This window comes from Microcoleus sp. PH2017_34_RAT_O_A, assembly GCF_020737885.1.
GTDB lineage: Bacteria > Cyanobacteriota > Cyanobacteriia > Cyanobacteriales > Microcoleaceae > Microcoleus.
On the sequence record NZ_JAEQDD010000075.1, the window covers coordinates 1 to 18,602 of the forward strand.

At 45.0% G+C, this 18,602-nt stretch carries 22 protein-coding genes; 12 read left to right on the forward strand and 10 right to left on the reverse strand.

What is annotated here, in order from left to right:
• Positions 1–307 precede the first annotated feature (307 nt).
• A complete protein-coding gene (locus JGK11_RS22440; protein ID WP_293184337.1) occupies positions 308–883 on the reverse strand; it encodes an alpha/beta hydrolase in 576 nt (191 codons plus the stop codon).
• A 261-nt stretch (positions 884–1,144) separates the two neighbouring features.
• Here JGK11_RS22440 and hpsL point away from each other — a divergent pair, with 261 nt between their 5' ends.
• Positions 1,145–2,809: a hormogonium polysaccharide biosynthesis protein HpsL gene (hpsL, locus tag JGK11_RS22445; protein WP_293184340.1), complete on the forward strand. Its 1,665-nt coding sequence runs from the start codon at positions 1,145–1,147 to the stop codon at positions 2,807–2,809.
• 352 nt (positions 2,810–3,161) lie between these two features.
• On the opposite strand, the gene JGK11_RS22450 is transcribed toward hpsL, so the two are convergent.
• From JGK11_RS22450 to JGK11_RS22465, 4 genes are all read right to left on the reverse strand, one after another.
• Positions 3,162–4,433, reverse strand: coding sequence for a DPP IV N-terminal domain-containing protein (locus JGK11_RS22450; protein WP_293184342.1), 1,272 nt, complete (start codon positions 4,431–4,433; stop codon positions 3,162–3,164).
• 101 nt (positions 4,434–4,534) lie between these two features.
• On the reverse strand, positions 4,535–4,987 hold the full coding sequence (locus tag JGK11_RS22455) for a hypothetical protein (protein WP_293184345.1): 453 nt from the start codon (positions 4,985–4,987) through the stop codon (positions 4,535–4,537).
• Positions 4,984–5,856 carry a ParA family protein gene (locus JGK11_RS22460; RefSeq protein WP_293184347.1) on the reverse strand — a complete coding sequence of 291 codons (873 nt, stop codon included), beginning with the start codon at positions 5,854–5,856 and terminating at the stop codon, positions 4,984–4,986. Before JGK11_RS22460 ends, JGK11_RS22455 begins: the two co-directional genes overlap by 4 nt.
• Before the next feature lie 303 nt (positions 5,857–6,159).
• Entirely contained in the window at positions 6,160–6,384 is a 225-nt protein-coding gene (locus JGK11_RS22465; RefSeq protein ID WP_293184349.1) for a helix-turn-helix transcriptional regulator, read from the reverse strand.
• 223 nt (positions 6,385–6,607) lie between these two features.
• Here JGK11_RS22465 and JGK11_RS22470 point away from each other — a divergent pair, with 223 nt between their 5' ends.
• The 3 genes from JGK11_RS22470 to JGK11_RS22480 all read left to right on the forward strand — a co-directional run bounded on the left by JGK11_RS22470 (position 6,608) and on the right by JGK11_RS22480 (position 7,495).
• On the forward strand, positions 6,608–6,841 hold the full coding sequence (locus tag JGK11_RS22470) for a hypothetical protein (protein WP_293184352.1): 234 nt from the start codon (positions 6,608–6,610) through the stop codon (positions 6,839–6,841).
• A 136-nt stretch (positions 6,842–6,977) separates the two neighbouring features.
• The gene (locus JGK11_RS22475; RefSeq protein ID WP_293184355.1) at positions 6,978–7,328 is read left to right on the forward strand and encodes a hypothetical protein; all 351 of its coding nucleotides are present in this window, start codon (positions 6,978–6,980) and stop codon (positions 7,326–7,328) included.
• Positions 7,325–7,495 carry a hypothetical protein gene (locus JGK11_RS22480; protein ID WP_293184358.1) on the forward strand — a complete coding sequence of 57 codons (171 nt, stop codon included), beginning with the start codon at positions 7,325–7,327 and terminating at the stop codon, positions 7,493–7,495. The genes JGK11_RS22475 and JGK11_RS22480 overlap by 4 nt, the downstream gene beginning before the upstream one ends.
• Before the next feature lie 217 nt (positions 7,496–7,712).
• On the opposite strand, the gene JGK11_RS22485 is transcribed toward JGK11_RS22480, so the two are convergent.
• The gene (locus JGK11_RS22485) at positions 7,713–7,928 is read right to left on the reverse strand and encodes a hypothetical protein (protein ID WP_293184360.1); all 216 of its coding nucleotides are present in this window, start codon (positions 7,926–7,928) and stop codon (positions 7,713–7,715) included.
• A gap of 106 nt (positions 7,929–8,034) precedes the next feature.
• On the opposite strand from JGK11_RS22485, the gene JGK11_RS22490 reads away from it, so the two are divergent.
• From JGK11_RS22490 to JGK11_RS22500, 3 genes are all read left to right on the forward strand, one after another.
• On the forward strand, positions 8,035–11,160 hold the full coding sequence (locus JGK11_RS22490; protein ID WP_293212962.1) for a HEAT repeat domain-containing protein: 3,126 nt from the start codon (positions 8,035–8,037) through the stop codon (positions 11,158–11,160).
• Positions 11,161–11,168: 8 nt separating this feature from the next.
• On the forward strand, positions 11,169–12,212 hold the full coding sequence (locus JGK11_RS22495; RefSeq protein ID WP_293212964.1) for a HEAT repeat domain-containing protein: 1,044 nt from the start codon (positions 11,169–11,171) through the stop codon (positions 12,210–12,212).
• A gap of 149 nt (positions 12,213–12,361) precedes the next feature.
• Positions 12,362–12,685 (forward strand): hypothetical protein, encoded by a 324-nt coding sequence (locus JGK11_RS22500; RefSeq protein WP_293184365.1) that lies wholly within the window; start codon positions 12,362–12,364, stop codon positions 12,683–12,685.
• Between the two features lie 20 nt (positions 12,686–12,705).
• On the opposite strand, the gene JGK11_RS22505 is transcribed toward JGK11_RS22500, so the two are convergent.
• The 3 genes from JGK11_RS22505 to JGK11_RS22515 form a co-directional block, all read right to left on the reverse strand.
• A complete protein-coding gene (locus tag JGK11_RS22505; RefSeq protein WP_293184368.1) occupies positions 12,706–13,008 on the reverse strand; it encodes a hypothetical protein in 303 nt (100 codons plus the stop codon).
• A 106-nt stretch (positions 13,009–13,114) separates the two neighbouring features.
• Complete coding sequence (gene typA / locus JGK11_RS22510; protein WP_293212966.1) at positions 13,115–14,905, reverse strand: translational GTPase TypA; 1,791 nt, start codon at positions 14,903–14,905, stop codon at positions 13,115–13,117.
• Positions 14,906–14,967: 62 nt separating this feature from the next.
• Positions 14,968–15,120, reverse strand: a complete 153-nt coding sequence (locus JGK11_RS22515) for a hypothetical protein (protein ID WP_293212968.1) — start codon at positions 15,118–15,120, stop codon at positions 14,968–14,970.
• A 2-nt stretch (positions 15,121–15,122) separates the two neighbouring features.
• On the opposite strand from JGK11_RS22515, the gene JGK11_RS22520 reads away from it, so the two are divergent.
• Together JGK11_RS22520 and JGK11_RS22525 are read left to right on the forward strand one after the other, a co-directional pair.
• Positions 15,123–15,464 (forward strand): type II toxin-antitoxin system RelE/ParE family toxin, encoded by a 342-nt coding sequence (locus tag JGK11_RS22520; RefSeq protein ID WP_293212970.1) that lies wholly within the window; start codon positions 15,123–15,125, stop codon positions 15,462–15,464.
• Entirely contained in the window at positions 15,454–15,813 is a 360-nt protein-coding gene (locus JGK11_RS22525; RefSeq protein ID WP_293212972.1) for a transcriptional regulator, read from the forward strand. Before JGK11_RS22520 ends, JGK11_RS22525 begins: the two co-directional genes overlap by 11 nt.
• Here JGK11_RS22525 and JGK11_RS22530 read toward each other — a convergent pair.
• The gene (locus JGK11_RS22530) at positions 15,803–15,943 is read right to left on the reverse strand and encodes a hypothetical protein (protein WP_293190757.1); all 141 of its coding nucleotides are present in this window, start codon (positions 15,941–15,943) and stop codon (positions 15,803–15,805) included. The genes JGK11_RS22525 and JGK11_RS22530 overlap by 11 nt on opposite strands.
• 300 nt (positions 15,944–16,243) lie before the next feature.
• Between JGK11_RS22530 and JGK11_RS22535 the strand changes: the two genes are divergently transcribed.
• From JGK11_RS22535 to JGK11_RS22545, 3 genes are all read left to right on the forward strand, one after another.
• On the forward strand, positions 16,244–17,068 hold the full coding sequence (locus JGK11_RS22535; RefSeq protein ID WP_293190755.1) for a M15 family metallopeptidase: 825 nt from the start codon (positions 16,244–16,246) through the stop codon (positions 17,066–17,068).
• 228 nt (positions 17,069–17,296) lie between these two features.
• Complete coding sequence (gene coaD / locus JGK11_RS22540; RefSeq protein WP_293184379.1) at positions 17,297–17,875, forward strand: pantetheine-phosphate adenylyltransferase; 579 nt, start codon at positions 17,297–17,299, stop codon at positions 17,873–17,875.
• The gene (locus tag JGK11_RS22545; RefSeq protein WP_293184382.1) at positions 17,758–18,444 is read left to right on the forward strand and encodes a DivIVA domain-containing protein; all 687 of its coding nucleotides are present in this window, start codon (positions 17,758–17,760) and stop codon (positions 18,442–18,444) included. The genes coaD and JGK11_RS22545 overlap by 118 nt, the downstream gene beginning before the upstream one ends.
• Positions 18,445–18,602 lie beyond the last annotated feature (158 nt).

Here is an 18,602-nt window from a genome sequence, read left to right on the forward strand (position 1 = left end):
TTTAATAACTTACACAAGTTTGTGGGATGGGCGTCCCGCCCGTCTTTTCGGGACGGGCGGGACGCCCATCCCACAAGAACAATAAAAACTGTAAGTTATACCAATTTAAAAAAAGAATGCAACAGTATTCTTGTCCCCCCCGCAAAGCAGCGGGGGGGCTAGGGGGGGTCGAAGAGTGTTGCACAATTTTAGATAAATGGTATTATTTAATTTTCATTCCTTAGTTTGATCGTTCGGACTTTAGTCCGCCAAAAAAGTCTGAGGACTTTAGTCCTCACTACAAACCTGTGCGATCGAACTTTCAGTGCTATTTTGTCTGAGTTGTGCCCTTTGTCTCGCCCTTGGAATCTTGCAGTAGGGTGCCCATATTTCCAGCCAAACCCTGAATTTTCCCAACAGTCGCAGCAATGCTGGCAACATCTACGTAAACCTCCGGGAGAGGATACTTTTTCAAGATTTCCAACAGCGACACCTTACCATCGTCGCCGGCTGCCAGAATCAGCGCAGCCCGCATGGCTTTGCCACCTTCTGTGCGGCGCTGAGTCCGAATAGCTTGACCAATTTCATCAGTAATTTTTTCGCCTGGAGTGCTGTAAACTATCCGGGCGAGATTAGCTGGCTTTAAACCGATTTGTAAACCGATCAACCCCTGCAATGTTTTTGGATCCATTTTGGAGAACCCGATAATTTGTTTGAGGGTTGGCGTCGTCGTGCCATCTTTAGCAAAGTCTTCTAAGTCGCTGATATTGACGGCTTGGCGGATCGGGCCAAATGTCAGGACAACTTTTTCGGCCCCGAATGCTCTACTGCTGCTAGATAATATGCTCGCGCTTGCTCCTACAACTAGGGCAATGCCGATCGATACCAATTTGTTTAACTTCATATCCAGTTTCTGCGATCGATTTGAGCGATCGATTAAAATTATGCTTTCGAGATTTGTATATTATAGATGCAGCAGTTATATTCTACAAGGTCGCGAGTGTAAGTTTTGCCCGCCTCGCACCCAGCATCTTGACCCCAATTTTTCCGCATTTAGGACGTTAAGAATAAGTAACCACATCTACCGCAATATTTTTTCTGATATACATTTTGCCTTCTACCTGTGAGTGCCTTCTGCCTTCTACATAAGTGCCTTTTATCAGTTATGTTTAAAACCAAGCGCAAATCTAAGAAGTCCAAACAAAAGCCCAGCGAAAAAACAACAACGTCCAGCAAAAAAGAAATAGCGGCACAAAAACGCAAAACTTCACAAAAGCGCAATGAATTAGCGCAGGCGATCGTCATAAGCTGCTTAATCAGTGTTGCTGTCAGCATCATCCTGTTGTTCGTGGTTCGCGCTAAGATTGCTATTGCCGGAGGCGCCGCCATAGCCATTTTGCTACTTTCCTACAAATACCCCCGTCCAGCTTTCTGGGCTTTTTTTATTTACCTGCCTTTAAGCGGTACAGTTACCTACGCAATTGGTGGCGGGAATGCTGCATTTCAAGTAGCCAAAGACGCCTTCTACATACCAGCCCTCATCGCCCTCATTCAAAGCTGCAAAAAGAAACAGTTGCCTCTGTTCATTCCCAAACAAATGCTTTCTACCTTCAGCATCCTGTTGATGATGGCAATGCTGACTTTAATTTTTGTCAACGGGGAGATGCAGCTCAACCCGATGAAGGGTGACAAACCAATTCTACAAGGAATTCTCGGCTTAAAAGTATTGATAGGTTACATACCGCTGATTGCTTGTACCTATTATCTGCTCCGCACTAAGAAGGATTTGGTGTTTTTTGGTAGAATGCACGTAGTTTTGGCGATCGTTTGCTGCATTCTCGGTTTGATTCAGTACCTCTTGCTGCAAAGCGGAAAATGTGCGGGTACCCGAGGCATGATTGGAGAAGAATTATATAAAGCAACTCTGCAAGCTAGATGTTTTGTCGGCGGTTCTTTGGTATTCAGTCCAGAAGTCAAGTTTATCCGCTTGCCGGGAACATTTGTCGCACCTTGGCAGTGGGCGTGGTTTCTAATTTCTAATGCTTTTTTAACCTTTGCCTCTGCCTTTTGCGATCCTTCATTCTGGTGGAGAGTTATCAGTTTATTTGGCATGGCCTTAGTATTTGCAAATGCAGTTATTTCGGGTCAAAGAGCTGCGTTAGTTATGGTTCCAGTTGCCACAGCCATCCTGCTAATTCTTACAGGTCAATTAGTTAACTTAAAACGATTTATTCCCATCGGTGCAGGACTGGCAATTCTGCTCTTTGTCGGTGCAGCAATTAACCCAGGAATAATCGAACAGCGGTGGGATAGTTTTGTTAACCGCTGGAACGCTGCACCGCCCCAACAGTTTATTTTTAATCAGTTCGAGCAGAGCAACAATTTTATCATTGACAGACCTCTTGGTAGAGGTGTGGGACGAGCGACTAATTCAACGCGGATCTTTGGTGCTACACAGCTAATTGAAACTTTCCAACCTAAGTTGATGTACGAACTCGGTTATCCGGGAATGATTGCTGTTCAAATCATGCTTTTACACTTGGCTTTTCTAACTTTTAGAGCTTACCGTTCTGTCAAGGACAAAAGTTTGCGGAGTTACGGAGCTAGTTTTTGGGTGTTTGTGGGATTTATTAGCATCTATCCTCAATACTATCCGCTGGATGTAGATCCAGTGTGTGTGTATTACTGGGTTTTGGCTGGGGCGATTTTAAAGTTGCCCAAAATTGACAAACAGGTGCAGGATGAGAAACACCAGGAACTTGAGGGACATGAATTGGAAGTTCACCAGCAATTTAAGGAGAAAAAGATTATTGCATCGGCTCCAATTTGACAAAAAAGGTACGTTGTTGCGCTTTAGCGCTCTTTTCGAGAATTAACAAGAGCGCTGAAGCGCAACTACATACCTAAGAATTAACCCCAATGTTATGCAAAGGTACGTTGTTGCGCTTGGGCGCTCTTTTCGAGAATTAACAAGAGCGCTGAAGCGCAACTACATACCTAAGAATTAACCCTAATCTTATGCAAAGGTACGTTGTTGCGCTTCAGCGCTATTTTCGAGAATTAACAAGAGCGCTGAAGCGCAACTACATACCTAAGAATTAACCCCAATGTTATGCGACTTGTGTAAGTCCAGAAAAATTTGTAGTGTTGTAGTTTCAACGGACATGATATAAATTGTAATTTTACTGTGGTTTCCAAACAGGACTCCCAGCATTTAAATCCTTGTCGCTGGTCAATTTATTTAATCCCGAACCGTCGCGATTAATTACATACAAATTACTTTTGTTACCTGTATTCTCATTCAAAGTAAAAGCAATTTGCTGACTGTCATAAGACCAAGCTAATTCAGAAATTCCAGACATTCCTAGGCGGGGAGCTAGTTGATTTAGCTGGGAAGTTTCCGCATTTATTGTGTATAATTTTTGCTGGTTGAAGTCTCCGCCAGTGAAGGCGATAAGTTTGCCATCGGGCGACCAGGAAAGTGCATCGTAGTTTTGGGGTTTTTGGGTGAGATTTTTGGCGGTTCCGCTGTTAATGTCGATCGCCCAAATATCCTGCTTTTCCCCGCTCAAATCGCCCGCTTTCCCGTGATAGTAAGCAATCCGGCTGCTGTCGGGCGACCAAAATAGCTTGACGTTGTAGACTTGATGTTGCGGGTTGTTGGTCAAATTTTTGAGGTTTGTGCCGTCGGCATTAATCGTGTAAACTTGCTGTTGGGGATAGGTACCGGAGAAAAAAGCGATTTTTGTGCGATCGGGCGACCAGACAAGTTCGCTACCGCCGGATATATACTCGCCGGGACTTTTGGTTAATTTAGTCATGCCCGAACCGTCGGCATTCATTTTATAAATATTTTTATCCTTAACAAAGGCTACCTGTTCACCATCAGGAGAAAGATAGAATTCTGATGAAATTTCTGTTTTAGCCGGTTGTCCTCCTACTTCCCAATTGCGAACTAATTTAGTTCCTTTAATACCCGAAGTATCGCTAGTATAAAGTGATTGACTGCCGGGAGAATCCGAGGTAAAACCATCGCAGGAACGGGCAAAAACAAGTTTTTGGCTGTTGGAAAACCAAGCTATTGCAAAATTAGCTGCTTTGCAAGACTCCCCAGCAAACTGTTTCGTTAACCCGGAACCGTCAGCGTTGACTGTATAAATGTCCGTGTCTGTGCCAACGAAAGCCAGTCGATCGCCCTTGGGCGACCAAACTACGGTATAGCTAACATCTATATTGGGTGCAAGTTCGCGGCGGGCTAAACTGGTAGCGTTGACGGTAAATAAACTGTTTCTCACCTCGCTCTCGCGCTGTTGGAGAGCTGTAAACGCCAGTATGCTTGGGGATTTTTGGGCTGCGGTTGTCGGAGGGCTTTGCAGGCTCGAAAACAGGGCGAGAGCGAGTGTTAGGGCGATAAGGGCGATCGACCAAAACCTCCATAATTTATGCAAACGCATTTTGTTAGTTGATCCTCTTGACAATGGAAAGTGGAAAGCAAAAAAGACAGCTCGAATTTTCGCTATCACAGGTCAACTGTCAACTGTCAACTGTCAACTGTTTAAAGTGTTTGGCGATCGATATGTCGCGACAGCATCAAACTCTGCTTAATTCTACCAATAATTAGCTCGAACATTTTTTTGCGGGACGGATTCTTGCTTGTGGGCGGCATCCCTAACTCGCAACACATCAAATTCAAATCAGTTGCACTCATAGCCGACAATTTTTGCCTCACCTCTAATTCATGACCCTTCTTAGCTTGCAAGCGCAGTTCTTCATAAACTTCGAGAACATTTTCAGTAGATAAATTAGCAGGTTTCTCAACATCAGCAACAGCAACAGCAGGCAATTCAGAAGTTTTAGAACCAGCAGAAAGCCCTCCCCGCTTGACTTGAGCCTCAATCCTGGTTAATTTTTTAGAAACCTCGCGCAATATCTCCTTAAGTTCGCCAATTTCATCAACCAACCCTCCGCTTTTTTGCTCGCCAGCAGGCAACATATCTTTTTTAATCATTTCAGATACTCCTCACACTCGCGCCAAAGTTGCTCAAACTCTCTAACTAATTCTCGCGGCAATTCTCCCTCATTAATAGCCCGCTTTAGCCCAACACTTTCCCGAATTGTCGATTCTAAAAATCTCACTTCTATGTTATTGTCTTTTGAGATTTCAGCGCAAAGCCTTTTGACTTCTCTCATGTAAAACTGAACTTCATTTGTCAGCAATCCTCCATATATTTTAGCTTTATTCATAAACACTGCAATCTTGGGAAACGGGTAAGGCTCAATCCGTTTTTGGAGCGAGTTTAAAACTAAACTCAATCCCCGAGAACCAAAATAATCTGGGTTGACAGGAATCAGTATTAAGTCGCAGCAAGAAAGTACGCTATAGGTGAGGAGACTGAAGGAAGGCGAACAGTCAAACAGCATCAAATCGTATTTGGGGAGATTGGGAGAGTTAGCGATTTTGCCACTGAACTGACGGATGAAGTCTTTAACACTTTTCCCCTCAAATCCATCGAGGTCTAACCAATACAATTCTTCAACTGAAGGTATAAAATGCAACTGTTCGTCAATCTGATAAATGGTGTCGAAACCAACGGGAAATTTAAAGTTTTGTCCGGCTTTTTTAAAGACTTCGAGGGCGTCGTAAATTGTGAGTCTGTGTTTGAGAGATTTTTCGTACCACTTACCAAATTTATCATCTAAATGACCTGTATTTTCGTTAAGCCCGATCGCCTCTGTGAGCGACATTTGCGGGTCTAGGTCTAACATCAGGACTTCTAAGTCGGTTCCTTGGGATATAATATTTCCCAGACTCCAGGTGACGGTGGTCTTTCCAACACCGCCTTTGAAGTTGATTACTGCTATGGATTTGGGACTCATGGCTGGGTTTGCTTAGGTTTTGCTCAATTTTTTATTAAAACATATTGTGGATGTTAATTGAAAGGGCGATCGCATACCAGAGTCACGATGTGTCAACTGAGATGAGAAGGAAAGTGCGATCGAGAAAATTATCATAAAATAAACATGAACTGATGTCAAATCAACCTTTGTTCTTACCGTTAGATGCCTTGAAATCAAATACAATTTGTCTAGATATTGAATCAATTCTAAGTCATTTTAAGCCATCATAATTTCCTCTTCATACACCATTAAATTCCTCGGCTGACAATTCAGATTTCCAAGTCATTTTAAGGCATCGGGATTGTCCTCTTCATATACCATTAAATCCCCCGGCTGACAATTCAGAGCTTTGCACAAAGCGCTGAGAGTTGCTTCATCGATTCGGGTGAGTCGGCGACGGGTTTTGATTTTAGACACAGAAGTGGGGTGCATCCCAATTCTAGCCGCCAATTCTTTATTGCTGATATTGCGATCGGCCATCACAACTGCCAATTTCCAACGGATCACTACTGACTCTCAACTGCTAGTCATAACTTTGCAAGCTGATGTTAGCATTCTGCAACCTTGACTTTCTCTTAAATTGCCGTTACGACAATTTATATTGTCTTAACGCTTGACAATCGACCGCCGTTGAACTAGACTCAGGATGTACAAACGAAAAAGCGATCGCCCCCTGGCCTAGAAAACTTAAGGGCGATCGCAATTCCACTACTTCTGTAGTTCAAACCCCATGATATCACAACCAAAGTCTGTTCCCGAACTGCTCCGGGAAGAAATTCCTGATGTACCCGCTGGTAAACAACCGATTCGTTTGCTAATTTGCGGCGTTCCGAAAGCGGTAGAAAGTATTGTTAATCTGCTGCACGTTTTAGGTTTTGCGCAAGTTGGAGAGTGGAGCCCGCCTCTACCTTCGCCTCTAGCGGGTGAGGTGATTAGGATTTTAACTCGTTACTGGAAAGAATAGTCTTTGAGGTCGAGCGCACTTTTTTGCGTGAAGTGCGATCGACCTTTGTGTCTCATTGAAGGGCGATCGTTATTTGTCAAGCTGAAATAGCTTCTTTTTTTTGAAAAAGATTATAATCAATAGTAAGTTGTATCATATGTCAATTCCATCAGAAATAACCGTTCTAGTTGAGCGCATAAAGCAGGAGCTAACTCAAATTGAGCAGGAAGCAGGTGAGGGACTAAATATTTGTAGAGCAATCCTAGAGAGCTTTCCAAACAATTTTACCGTAATTCAGCTTTCGGGATTTTTAAACACCTGTATATTTTTCGCAAACACATCGAAATCACAGATTCAGGAACGGATAGAATATCTCTCAGCAGTTGAAGTCCTGACAAATGATAGAATAGAAGAGGTGGGGGAAGACTTGGCAATGGAGCTAGGCCGAGTGCTGGAAACTAAAATAAGAGTTAGTAGTGTTAAAGCCCGTTTGGAGAATTTACAATGACACAAAAAGAACTAGATGACAAGGAACTGCTAGAAATTTTGGAATTAACCAGAGACACCGAACAGAAAGCTAGAGAAATGTGTCAAATGATCTCGGCTAATACCGCTAAATACCAAAAATGGTCTGAAGCTAAAGCTAAACAAACCGAAAAACAGAAGCAACTCTAATGAGTAAGTTGTGAAAAAGGCGATCGTATCGACCTTTGTGTCTCATTTAGAACTTACGCATGAATACCAAAGAAACCGGGTTTTTCACGAGAGTTAAAGGCTCTAATGCAATATTTCGGAAAAAACCCGGTTTCTGCCTCCACGACTATCATTTTACCTCTTAGTCTGCGGAGGCAGACTTTGTTTGTGTAGAAGCGGTTTCAACCGCCGAATTATACTATTGTGATGACATCCGGTAGCGCGTCCAAAAACAATACAATACAACCAAAACCAACCATCCCGACACATAGCAAAACCCAGGAAGCGCAACATCAATATTCGGTAAAGACTGCGTGCTGACTTCAATCAACTGATCGATATGCGGTTGCACAAAGTTATCATGGATATCTTCCAATGCTTCGCGTTGTTTGATTCTGTCTTCCTGGGTAGCCATAATTCACCTCGTTTTGTGCTTATGAGGTAAATTGTTTTTTTGGGCTTTTACCCAAGCAAGCAAAAAGCAAAAATTCTGAAACCCTTGTATAATCGGGGTTAAGCGCTTGGGCAAACCAACTGGTTTGGGCAAACTCGCCCAAGCGACGATGAATTTTACTCAAAAGGTAGCGATGGCACGAAAATACGGGAAAAACGCCACCACAAAAAACAACGTCTTAACACTGGTTGAGGCGTTACTCGCCCTCGCGGATGGGGAAATTGCCGTGCCGGGGGATAAGCTGAAAGCTACCTTCAACGTGGAATGGGTAAAGGAAAATGAGTTGCTGGTATCGGGGAAAATTCAGCAAAAACGCAACAACAGAACCCAAACCGTTGACAAAGGCATCACTAAAGATGATTTATGGACGTTGGTGGAATGTTTCGGAAAGGTGTTAGAACTTTCTCAACCCAAGGATGAAAAGAATGTCGATAACGCCCAGAAAAGAGGAGAGGCAATCCAAGATGTTTTCGACTGTCTGAAAGACTTAGGTATACTTGAACTCAAAGACAGTCCAAGAAATCAAGGATTTTGGAAATTTCACCTCAAACTGGATCATCAAACTAAGCCTAAAAAAAATTTAGAAGTAATTGAGGAAAAGTGGAAAGATATAATTGGATCTCTCACAGTCGAGATATCCCATGAAACTCCTAAACCTAAAGAAGCACCCATAAACTGGCAAGAAATCTGCCGCCAAAACCTCGCCCAACAGCAACTCACCACCAACCCCTTTACCAACGCCTGCGGGATGACGCCGCAACTGGATGCGGTTTATGTTCCCTTAGCGATTGTCGAACGCCAAAAACCCAAACCTCAGCCAAGGAATCAGCAGGAAGAAAAGGAAAAGGAAACAGAAAAACTCATTCCCATTGCTGAAGAACGCTTTTTTGAGGATGTGTTGCGACAAGGGAAAAGCGACATCAGTCAAGGGCGAAAAATTGCGATTATTGGCGAACCGGGTGCGGGGAAAACCACGCGGTTGCAGAAGATTGCGGATTGGATTTTAGAGAAAGATTTGGGATTGCCGATTTGGATAGATTTAGCTGAATTAGGTGCGCAAAGTATCTGTGAGCATTTGGAAAAAGTGTGGTTGTATGGGTGTCCAGGAGGAGTGACGCGCCGCGATTTAGAACCACAAATGAGTCGGGTTTGGTTGTTGCTGGATGGTGTGGATGAAATGACGCACACTCAAGGAATGCAGCAGTTGGGGAAAGACTTATTAAGGACATGGGTGCAGGCGGCGCGGGTGGTAGTGACTTGTCGGGTGAATGTTTGGGAGGCGGATAAAAATGCTTTTTCGGGGTTTGATGTGTTTCGCAATTTGGAGTTTAATGCCCAACAAGTGACGGAGTATATTCGCCGTTGGTTTGCGGGGATGGGGGATGCTGCGACGGGGGAGAGTTTGGAGGCGGAATTAGCAGAGTCGGAGAATTCCCGTCTGAAGGAGTTGATTCAAAATCCGTTGCGGTTGTGGATGTTGTGTCAAATTTGGAGTTTGAGACAGGGAACTTTACCGGATACTCAGGCAAAATTATATGCCAGTTTTATTAAGTATTTCTATCGCTGGAAAGAGCAGATTATCGAAATATATGAAAAGCTATGTGGCAAAACTGAGAAAGAGTGTCAGAAACTTTTACATGAAGGGTTAGGAGAATTAGCAAAAGCAGCAATTGATGGCAAATCGAGTCGTTTTCGCTTGTCCTATCAGTTAGTGAGTCAGTATTTGGGAGATCGAAGCGATGAAACTTCTTTATTATCATTGGCGTTATCTCTGGGATGGTTGAATCGGGTTGGTATCGATTTTGATGAACCGGAAGAATCTGTTTATGCGTTTTATCATGCGACGTTTCAGGAGTATTTTGCGGCGTTGGCGGTGGATGATTGGGATTATTTTTTACCTCGGAATCATGTTAATTTTTCGGTGGTGGGGAAGGAATATCGGATTTTTGAAGCGCAGTGGAAGCAGGTGATTTTGCTGTGGTTGGGGCTGGAGGGTGTGAATCGGAAGCAGAAGGAAGAGTTTATTGAGGCACTGGTAGAGTTTAAGGATAAGTGCAATGATTTTTATGGATATCAAGCCTTTTTTCTAGCTGCTGCGGGGATAGGTGAGTTTAAAGATTGTTCGCGGGCTGATGAAATAGTACCAACAATCATTAAGTGGGGATGTGGTTATTTCAACATTGAAAAACAAGAATGGCAGACATTTTTAGAGCCAATTGCAGAGGGAGCAAGAGCAGCACTGTTACAGACTAACCATAGTATAGCTGTCAACCAACTCATTCATTTACTGAAAAATACTGAACATAACAATACCCTTCGGATAGTCGCTGAGATTTTGGGTAAAATTGCGGTAGGCAACCCAGAGGCGATCTCTGCTTTAATCAGAATTATCTCAGCGACTACTGATGATGATATTCGTAAGACAGTCGCTTCTAGTTTGGGTAAAATTAACCCAGGCAATCCAGAGGCGATCGCTGCTTTAATCCAACTTCTCTCAACGACTAATGAGTCTACCCGTTGGGGTGTGGCTGACAGTTTGGGTCGAATCGACTCAGGCAACCCAGACGCGATCGCTGCTTTAATCCCAATTCTGTCAGCAACTACTAATGAGGATATCCGTCAGAGTGTCGCTAGGAGTTTGGGTGAAATTGCCAAAGGGAACCCAGAGGCTATCGATGCTTTAATCGCACTTTTCTCAGCGACTAATGATTGGCATACCCGTCGGATAGTCGCAGGAAGTTTGGGTGAAATTGCGATAGGAAACCCGGAAGCTATCGCTGCTTTAATCAAAATTCTATCAGCGACTAATGATGAAGATATCCGTCGTAGAATCGTTGACGTTTTGGGTAGAATTGCGACAGGAAACCCAGAAGCTATCGCTGCTTTAATTAAAATTGTTTCAGCGGCTAATGATTGGCATATCCGTCATATAGTCCCAGAGATTTTGGGTGAAATTGCGACAGGAAACTCGAAAGCTATCGCTGCTTTAATTGGGATGATCTCAACAACCAATGATAATTATACTCGTTGGATCGTCGCTGAAAGTTTGGGTAAAATTGCCACAGGCAACCCAGAGGTTATCGCTTCTTTAATCAAACTTCTATCAACTACTAATGCTGAGGATATCCGTTGGAAAATTGCTGAAATTTTGGGTAAAAGTGACCCAGAAACCCAGAGGCGATCGCTGCTTTAATCGAAATTATGTCAACAACTAATGATGAGGATACCCGTTGGAAAATTGCTGAAATTTTGGGTAAAAGTGACCCAGGAAACCCAGAGGCGATCGCTGCTTTAATCGGAATTCTCTCGGCGGCTAATGATGCGTCTACCCGTTGGAGAGTCGCTGAAATTTTGGGTAAAATTGACCCTGGCAACCCAGAGGCTATCGCTGCTTTAGTCAGAATTATGTCAACAACTAATGATGAGGATACCCGTTTGATAGTCGCAGAAAGTTTGGATAAACTTGACCCAGGAAACCCAGAGGCGATTGCTGATTTAATCAAAATTATCTCCACAACTAATGGTGAGGATACCCGTGGAATAGTCGCTGACATTTTGAATAAAATTGTGGAAAATGACCAGATGCCTTCAGTTGTCTCTGCTTTGCAACACTTTCTGTGTGATAAAACCCGTGAAACCAATTTTGACCTCTACGAAAACAGCTTTAAAATCATCTGGAACTGCGCCCAAAATCTGCCTTACCCAACTTTCTATCAAGCATGGCACCATCAACTCACCACACCCCATCCAGAAGTCCCAGAAACAACAGGAGTCGGTTCTACCCCCTTCACCCAAAGCCTCAATTTAGCAGATTTACCCAACATCCTTGAAGCCAGACTTGTAGAAACACAATTAATCGATTCCCTACAGCTAATTTGCATCGACACCAGCAAATTCATCGACACCCATAACCCCGCCCTCGAAATCTACGAACAATTCCTCGACCAAAACTGTCCCCAACGCCCCAACGGCGAACCCGAAACCCTCCCCCAACTCAAATCCTACTGGAATCAACTCCGCCGCCACAGCGACAAACACCCCATCCTCATCTTCTACCAAGACCCCACATCCCCCGCCGCCCAAGGTTTGAGCCCTACTTTCCTCGATGCGCTTACCCGCTTCGACGGTACTATCTGTCTCGTCACCGACTCGCCACATCCACCCCTGCAAACCTTCTCGCCCCATGACTCCGATTTACTTCAAAGTGTCGTAAATTGGCTCAAAAGAGTTGATTTAGAGTCTTAAAGAAACCGGGTTTTTGGCCACTTCTACGAAGCGCAGCGAATAATTCTTGAAAAAACCCGGTTTCTGGCCACCCGCGAACTAAAGTTGGCTAAATTTGCCCCGTTTTGTGATATAATTAAAACCTTAAAAAAAATAGCACAAAAAAAGCTATGTCTGAAATTACTCAAGACGAAACTAAGCTTAAAGAATTGCTCAAAGCAGCTATTTTTGAGTTAGTAAAAGAACACAAAAAAGTATTTTCGGAAATTTTAACAGAAGCCCTAGAAGATATAGGCATGGAAAATGCTATCAAAGAAGGCGAAAATACTGAAACAGTCAGTCGTGATCGAATCTTTAAAATTTTGAAGAGACAACACAGTAAATTAGCAGTTCTTTTGGAGTCCTTTAGAACCGATGAACTTTCTTTGGAAACGATCGCCCAAGAAGTAGAAGCAGTTAGAAGCGAAATTCATGCCAGAAAAACAAACAATTAAACTAATTATAGACACTAATCTTAATTATCTGCTAAAACCTCTTGTAAAATTTCTGGTGTTAAGCCTCGCTGCTGGGCCCGATCGGAAATTTCTGCCATAACTTGCATTAAAGTTTTATCGACTTCAACTAAATTTTGCCTGTCTTTAATATTTTCAATAGCTTTTAACAGTTTGTTTTTATTGACTTCCGATTTCAAAAGATATTCGGTTTCATCGCATTCTGAGACAATTATTTCAATCTCTTTATTTCCAAAAGTCGCTTTGATTTGTTCTAAAAAATTAAGATCGAGTTCGCTGGCTTTTAAACGATAAACTGTTGACATCGTTTTTACCTATTTTTGATTGCGTTAAAATGCTTAATATTGCCTTTAAATACAGTAGTTTGAAGTTGACACTAAGGGCTGGCAAAATTGCCAGCCCTTAATTTTTTTAGCGTTTGACCAACTTCTTAGACACCTTCCGCAAGCGAATTGATTTTGGTGTTACTTCCACCAATTCTTCTTGGCCGATATACTCCAAAGCGCGTTCCAAACTCATATCGACTGGCGCTTGCAATTGCGCCAATTCTTCACCGCCAGATGCGCGGTGGTTTGTCAACTGCTTTGACTTGCAAATATTGAGTTCCATGTCGTCATCTCGGTTGTTTTCTCCGATAATCATCCCTCTGTAAACCTTGGTTCCGGGGGTAATGAAAAATACGCCGCGGTCTTCAGCATTTTTCAGTGAATAAGTAGTTGCAGTTCCTTCTTCAAAGGAAATCAATACTCCGTTGCGACGGGCGACAATTTCTCCACCGAGGGGGCGATAGTCGAGGAAGCTGTGGTTCATAATTCCGGCGCCGCGAGTCAAGCGCATGAACTCGCCTCGGAATCCAATCAAACCACGGGCGGGGACTGAAAATTCGATTTGGGTGCGACCGGTGCTGCTGACGTGCATATCTTGCATTTCTGCTTTGCGCTGACCGAGGCGTTCGATGCAGCCACCGACGGCTTCTTCGGGTACGTCTAAGACTAAACATTCAAAGGGTTCGCAGGGACGACCGCCGACTTCGCGGAAGATTACTTGCGGTTGGGATACTTGGAATTCGTATCCTTCGCGACGCATATTTTCGATCAGGATTCCGAGGTGGAGTTCGCCACGACCGGATACGAGGAATTTGTCGGGAGATTCGGTTTCTTCGACGCGCAAGGCGACGTTGGTTTGGAGTTCTCGCATTAGCCGATCGCGAATTTGACGCGATGTTACCAAACTACCTTCTTGACCGCAGAACGGCGAATCGTTCACGGAGAAAGTCATCTGCAAAGTTGGTTCGTCTACCTTGATTAAAGGCAGCGCTTGCGGGTCGTTGGGACAGGTAATTGTCTCGCCAATATAGGCATCAGCAAAACCAGCAACGGCGACAAGATTACCAGCAGAAGATTCTGCGATATCAATCCGCTTCAGGCCTTCAAAGCCCATCAATTTGCTGATTTTTGATTTGACAAGCGCGCCGCTTTCGGTGATTAAGACTGCTTGTTGACCGATTCTAATCGTGCCGTTGTGGATGCGGCCGATGACGATGCGACCGACGTATTCGGAGTAATCTAAGGTGGTTACTTGCAGTTGCAGCGGCTTGTTGGGGTCGCCTACTGGGGGTGGTACGTGGTCGAGGATTTCTTCAAACAGGGGCTTCATATCTAGCCCTTCGTCTTCGAGGTGTTTTTTGGCGTAACCGCTTAAGCCGGAACCGAAGAGGTAGGGAAATTCGCACTGATCGTCGTCAGCGCCTAGTTCGAGGAACAGATCCAAAACTTTATCGACGGCTTTGTGGGGGTCGGCTCGATCGCGATCGATCTTGTTGACAAATACGATCGGGCGCAGTCCTTTTTCCAGGGCTTTTTTGAGCACGAACCGGGTTTGCGGCATCGGGCCTTCATTGGCGTCTACGATCAGCAAACAACCGTCTACCATGCCGAGAACTCGTTCGACTTCGCCACCGAAGTCGGCGTGTCCGGGGGTATCGACGATGTTGATCAGGGTTTCTTTGTATCGGACGGCGGTATTTTTGGAAAGGATGGTGATGCCACGCTCGCGCTCGATATCATTGGAGTCCATGACGCAATCTGGGATTTCTTCCCCTTCGCGGAAGACCCCGGACTGTCTGAGAAGAGCGTCCACAAGGGTGGTTTTGCCGTGATCGACGTGAGCAATGATGGCGACGTTGCGAATGGGAAGACTCATAATGCGTCTGGGACGTTAAACGGATTTAACTAAAGATTTCTTAATAATTGTAGCGCATGAAGTCAAGGGGCGATCGGGCGGCTGCAAGATTGGGGTGCGATCGTCGCTAGAATCAGGGTTAAGGTTCTGTTAGTGCTGTTGAGTTGGTGGAGGTTGTGAAGGTTTGATTTTGGGCGATCGCCCGTATGATGATGAGCGAGTAGTTGCGATCGCATTTATGGAAGTACAACCAAGGGAAATTCGACGTTATATCACCCCAGACGGTAGAAATCCTTTCGCAGAGTGGCTTGGTTCCCTGCGAGATTTGAATGCGGTAGTTAAAATTGAGCAAAGGCTTGACCGAGTTCGCTTGGGGAATTTAGGAAACAGCAAGTCTGTTGGGGAAGGAGTCTGCGAATTAAAAATTGACTTTGGGCCGGGGTATCGCGTGTACTTCGGACAATTTGGGTCAACAATAGTGCTTATCCTCTGTGGTGGAGATAAAAGCAGTCAAGAACAAGATATTCGTAAAGCTAAGGAGTATTGGAAAGAATATGAAGAACGCGAAAATGCCAACTAGCGATAGTTATCAGGATTATCTGATTGAAGCCCTCAAGGATAAAATACACGCTGCTGCTTATCTAACGGCGCATTTGGAAGATGATGAGCCTGAAGCCGGTTTGCTCGAACTCGGACTTACCAATGTGTTTGAGGCTCTTGGAGAACCAAATATGTCAGCAGATGACGCTAAATTGCACTTGGAAAAATTAGATGGTTTGCTGTCACAGAATGGAATGGCTACAATTTATGGTTTGGCTAATTGGCTGAATACTCTGGGATTGAAGTTATCTGTTGCGGTTGCCGAGGATGAACGGGAAGAGAAAGGTTCTGTTAGTGATGTTGTGTTGGTGGAGGTTGCTAAGGTTTGATTTTGGGCGATCGCCCGTAGGATAATTTACGAGCAAGTGCGATCGACTTTATGGAAGTACAAACCAGATAAAAATTCAGCGTTACGTCAGATCGATCTGGCAGATCGCCCAGCAGATCAATGGCTGACATCGGCGCTCTGCTAGAATTGGCGCGGATGTTTGATGTGTCGATCGCAGATAATATTGTGAGATTTTGTGAAACAGTAACAAATTACACTTAAAATAAACCAACACCACCAGCGTCAACAAGTGCGACATCGCACCCGCGATCGCAAGTAAAAGATTCGAGAGTTGGCGGATGGGACAGGGCGGAGTCAGGAAGAGATCGTATGTATGTATATTCTCAACGGCAACTGTAGCTGCTCGATCGCCCAGATAGATATACAATTTGTAACGTTGAGCCTTATTGAAGTGCAGGAGTGGAGCTGGCTTGGATAACGCTAGTCTGTCGAGAAAAACCCCGCAAGCCTCCGAGCTTGCCGCTGACGAAATTCCAGAAGCAGTACGAGACCACCCATATCTAGAAGCAGGAGGGAGTCAGTCCAAGAAAAAAGGACTGATTTGGAAACTGGTAGGATTGGCCGCAGTCGCCTTTGGCGTCAGCATCTGGCTGCACCTCAACTTTAACTTTTTCCCAGCCACCAGTCGGGCACAGCCAACTCAAAAAAACCCAGCAGCAGCGACTTTGGCCCCTGGAACTGCCCCGAGTCCAGCTACCAACTCAAAAGCCGCCACCCCAGACAACCTGCTGGGACACTTGCCTTACCCAGAAGCACCAGCCGCCGACTTGGTAAATGTCACCTCCGACGGTAGCATCAAACTCCGCACTTCAGCAGCAGCAAAATATCAGGAAATGGCCAACGCTGCCGCCGCATCAGGAATCTATTTTGCTCCCATATCAGGCTTTCGATCCGTAGACGACCAACAACACGTATTTTTTGATGTAAAAGCTGAACGCAGGCAAAATGCCAGCAAGCGAGCCGAAGTTAGCGCTCCTCCAGGTTATAGCGAACATCATACCGGTTATGCGATCGACCTTGGTGACGGTTCCTCCCCCGATACCAACCTCAGTCCCAGCTTTGAAAATACCCAAGCATTCAAATGGCTAGAAGCCAATGCCACCGCTTTCAGCTTTGAAATGTCCTTCCCCAAAAACAATCGCCAAGGCGTCAGTTACGAGCCTTGGCACTGGCGGTTTGTGGGCGACAGGCAAAGCCTCGAAACTTTCTACAAAGCTCATTCGCTAAAAAAGTAGAAGACAGTTGACAGTTGACAGTTGACAGTTGACAGTTGACAGTTGACAGTTGACAGTGGGCAGTGGACAGTTGACAGTTGACAGTGGGCAGTGGACAGTCAGAAGGAAAAAGGAAGGTTTTCCACATCTCCCCCTCTCCCCATCTCCCCCTCCCCCCCTCTCCCCCTCTCTCCCTCTCTCCCTCTCCCCCTCCCCCCTCTCCCCCTCTCCCCCTCTCCCGCCAAACAAGTGATTGCAATCTATCCAGGCAGCTTTGACCCCATTACCTTCGGTCACGCAGATATTATCGAGCGGGGATCTAAACTGTTCGATCGCATAATTGTTACCGTAGTCAAAAATCCCAGCAAAACCCCTCTGTTCACCGTAGAAGAACGGATTGAGCAGATCCTGCGCTCTACCAAACACCTGCCAAACGTAGAAGTAGACAGTTTTGAGGGTTTGACAGTAAACTATGCTAAGATTCGACAAGCCAAAGTGCTGCTGCGGGGACTCCGGGTATTAACGGATTTTGAAATGGAACTCCAGATGGCCCACACCAATAAAACCCTTCTGGGCGAAATTGAAACAGTTTTTTTGGCAACTTCTAACGAGTACAGCTTTTTAAGTAGTAGTGTAGTTAAAGAAATCGCCAAGTTTGGTGGCTCCGTAGATCATCTTGTTCCGAAACACGTCGCTCTAGATATTTACAAATGTTACGCCAACAGGAACCAAATCGCATCGAACCCGACACTACCGGACGCAGCACTGAGAACGAATCACCTCAGAACACCGCCGCCTTCGGAGACGAGACCAGAACCGCAGGAGTAGACATCCAGCGGGAATTGAACCGGCTTGAGGAAATTGTTCTCGACAGCCCGCGCATTCCCATGACCAGACGCACTCTGGTGGATGAAGAACAGTTGCTCGATCAGTTAGACTTGGTGAGGCTAAATTTGCCGATCGCCTTTGGGGAAGCCGAAACGGTCATCCGACACAAAGACGAACTGCTCCAAGAAGCCCAACTCTACGCTCAAGAAGTGATAGAAGCAGCAGAACAGCGAGCAGCAGAACTTTTAAACGATATGGGCCTGCTACAGCAGGCGAAGATAGAAGCAGATCAGTTGCGACAGCAAGTTTTGCTCGACTGCGAAGCAATTCAGCAGGCGACGCTGGCGGAAGTGGAACAAATTCGCTACCAGGCTCAAGAGGAACTGGAAGAAATGAGAACCAGGGCGATCGCTGAATGCGAGGAAATTCAAAATGGCGCCGACGATTATGCTGACCAAGTGCTCGATAATATTGAGCACAAGCTGAGCGATATGCTGCGCGTGATCCGCAATGGGCGAGATCAGTTGGATAGTGTTTCTGCGTCGCACATCCATCACAACAACGGTTAGTTAACTTGCTTTAATCAAAGTGTGACTTACCGATAATTTTGTGAATTTACGGGCGATCGCGCGATCGAGTGGCAGGGAAATGGCCCAGCATCCTTACTGGGCGGGGAGCAGATAAATAACCTCATGAATAGAGCCGATACCCGTTAAGCATAAATGCT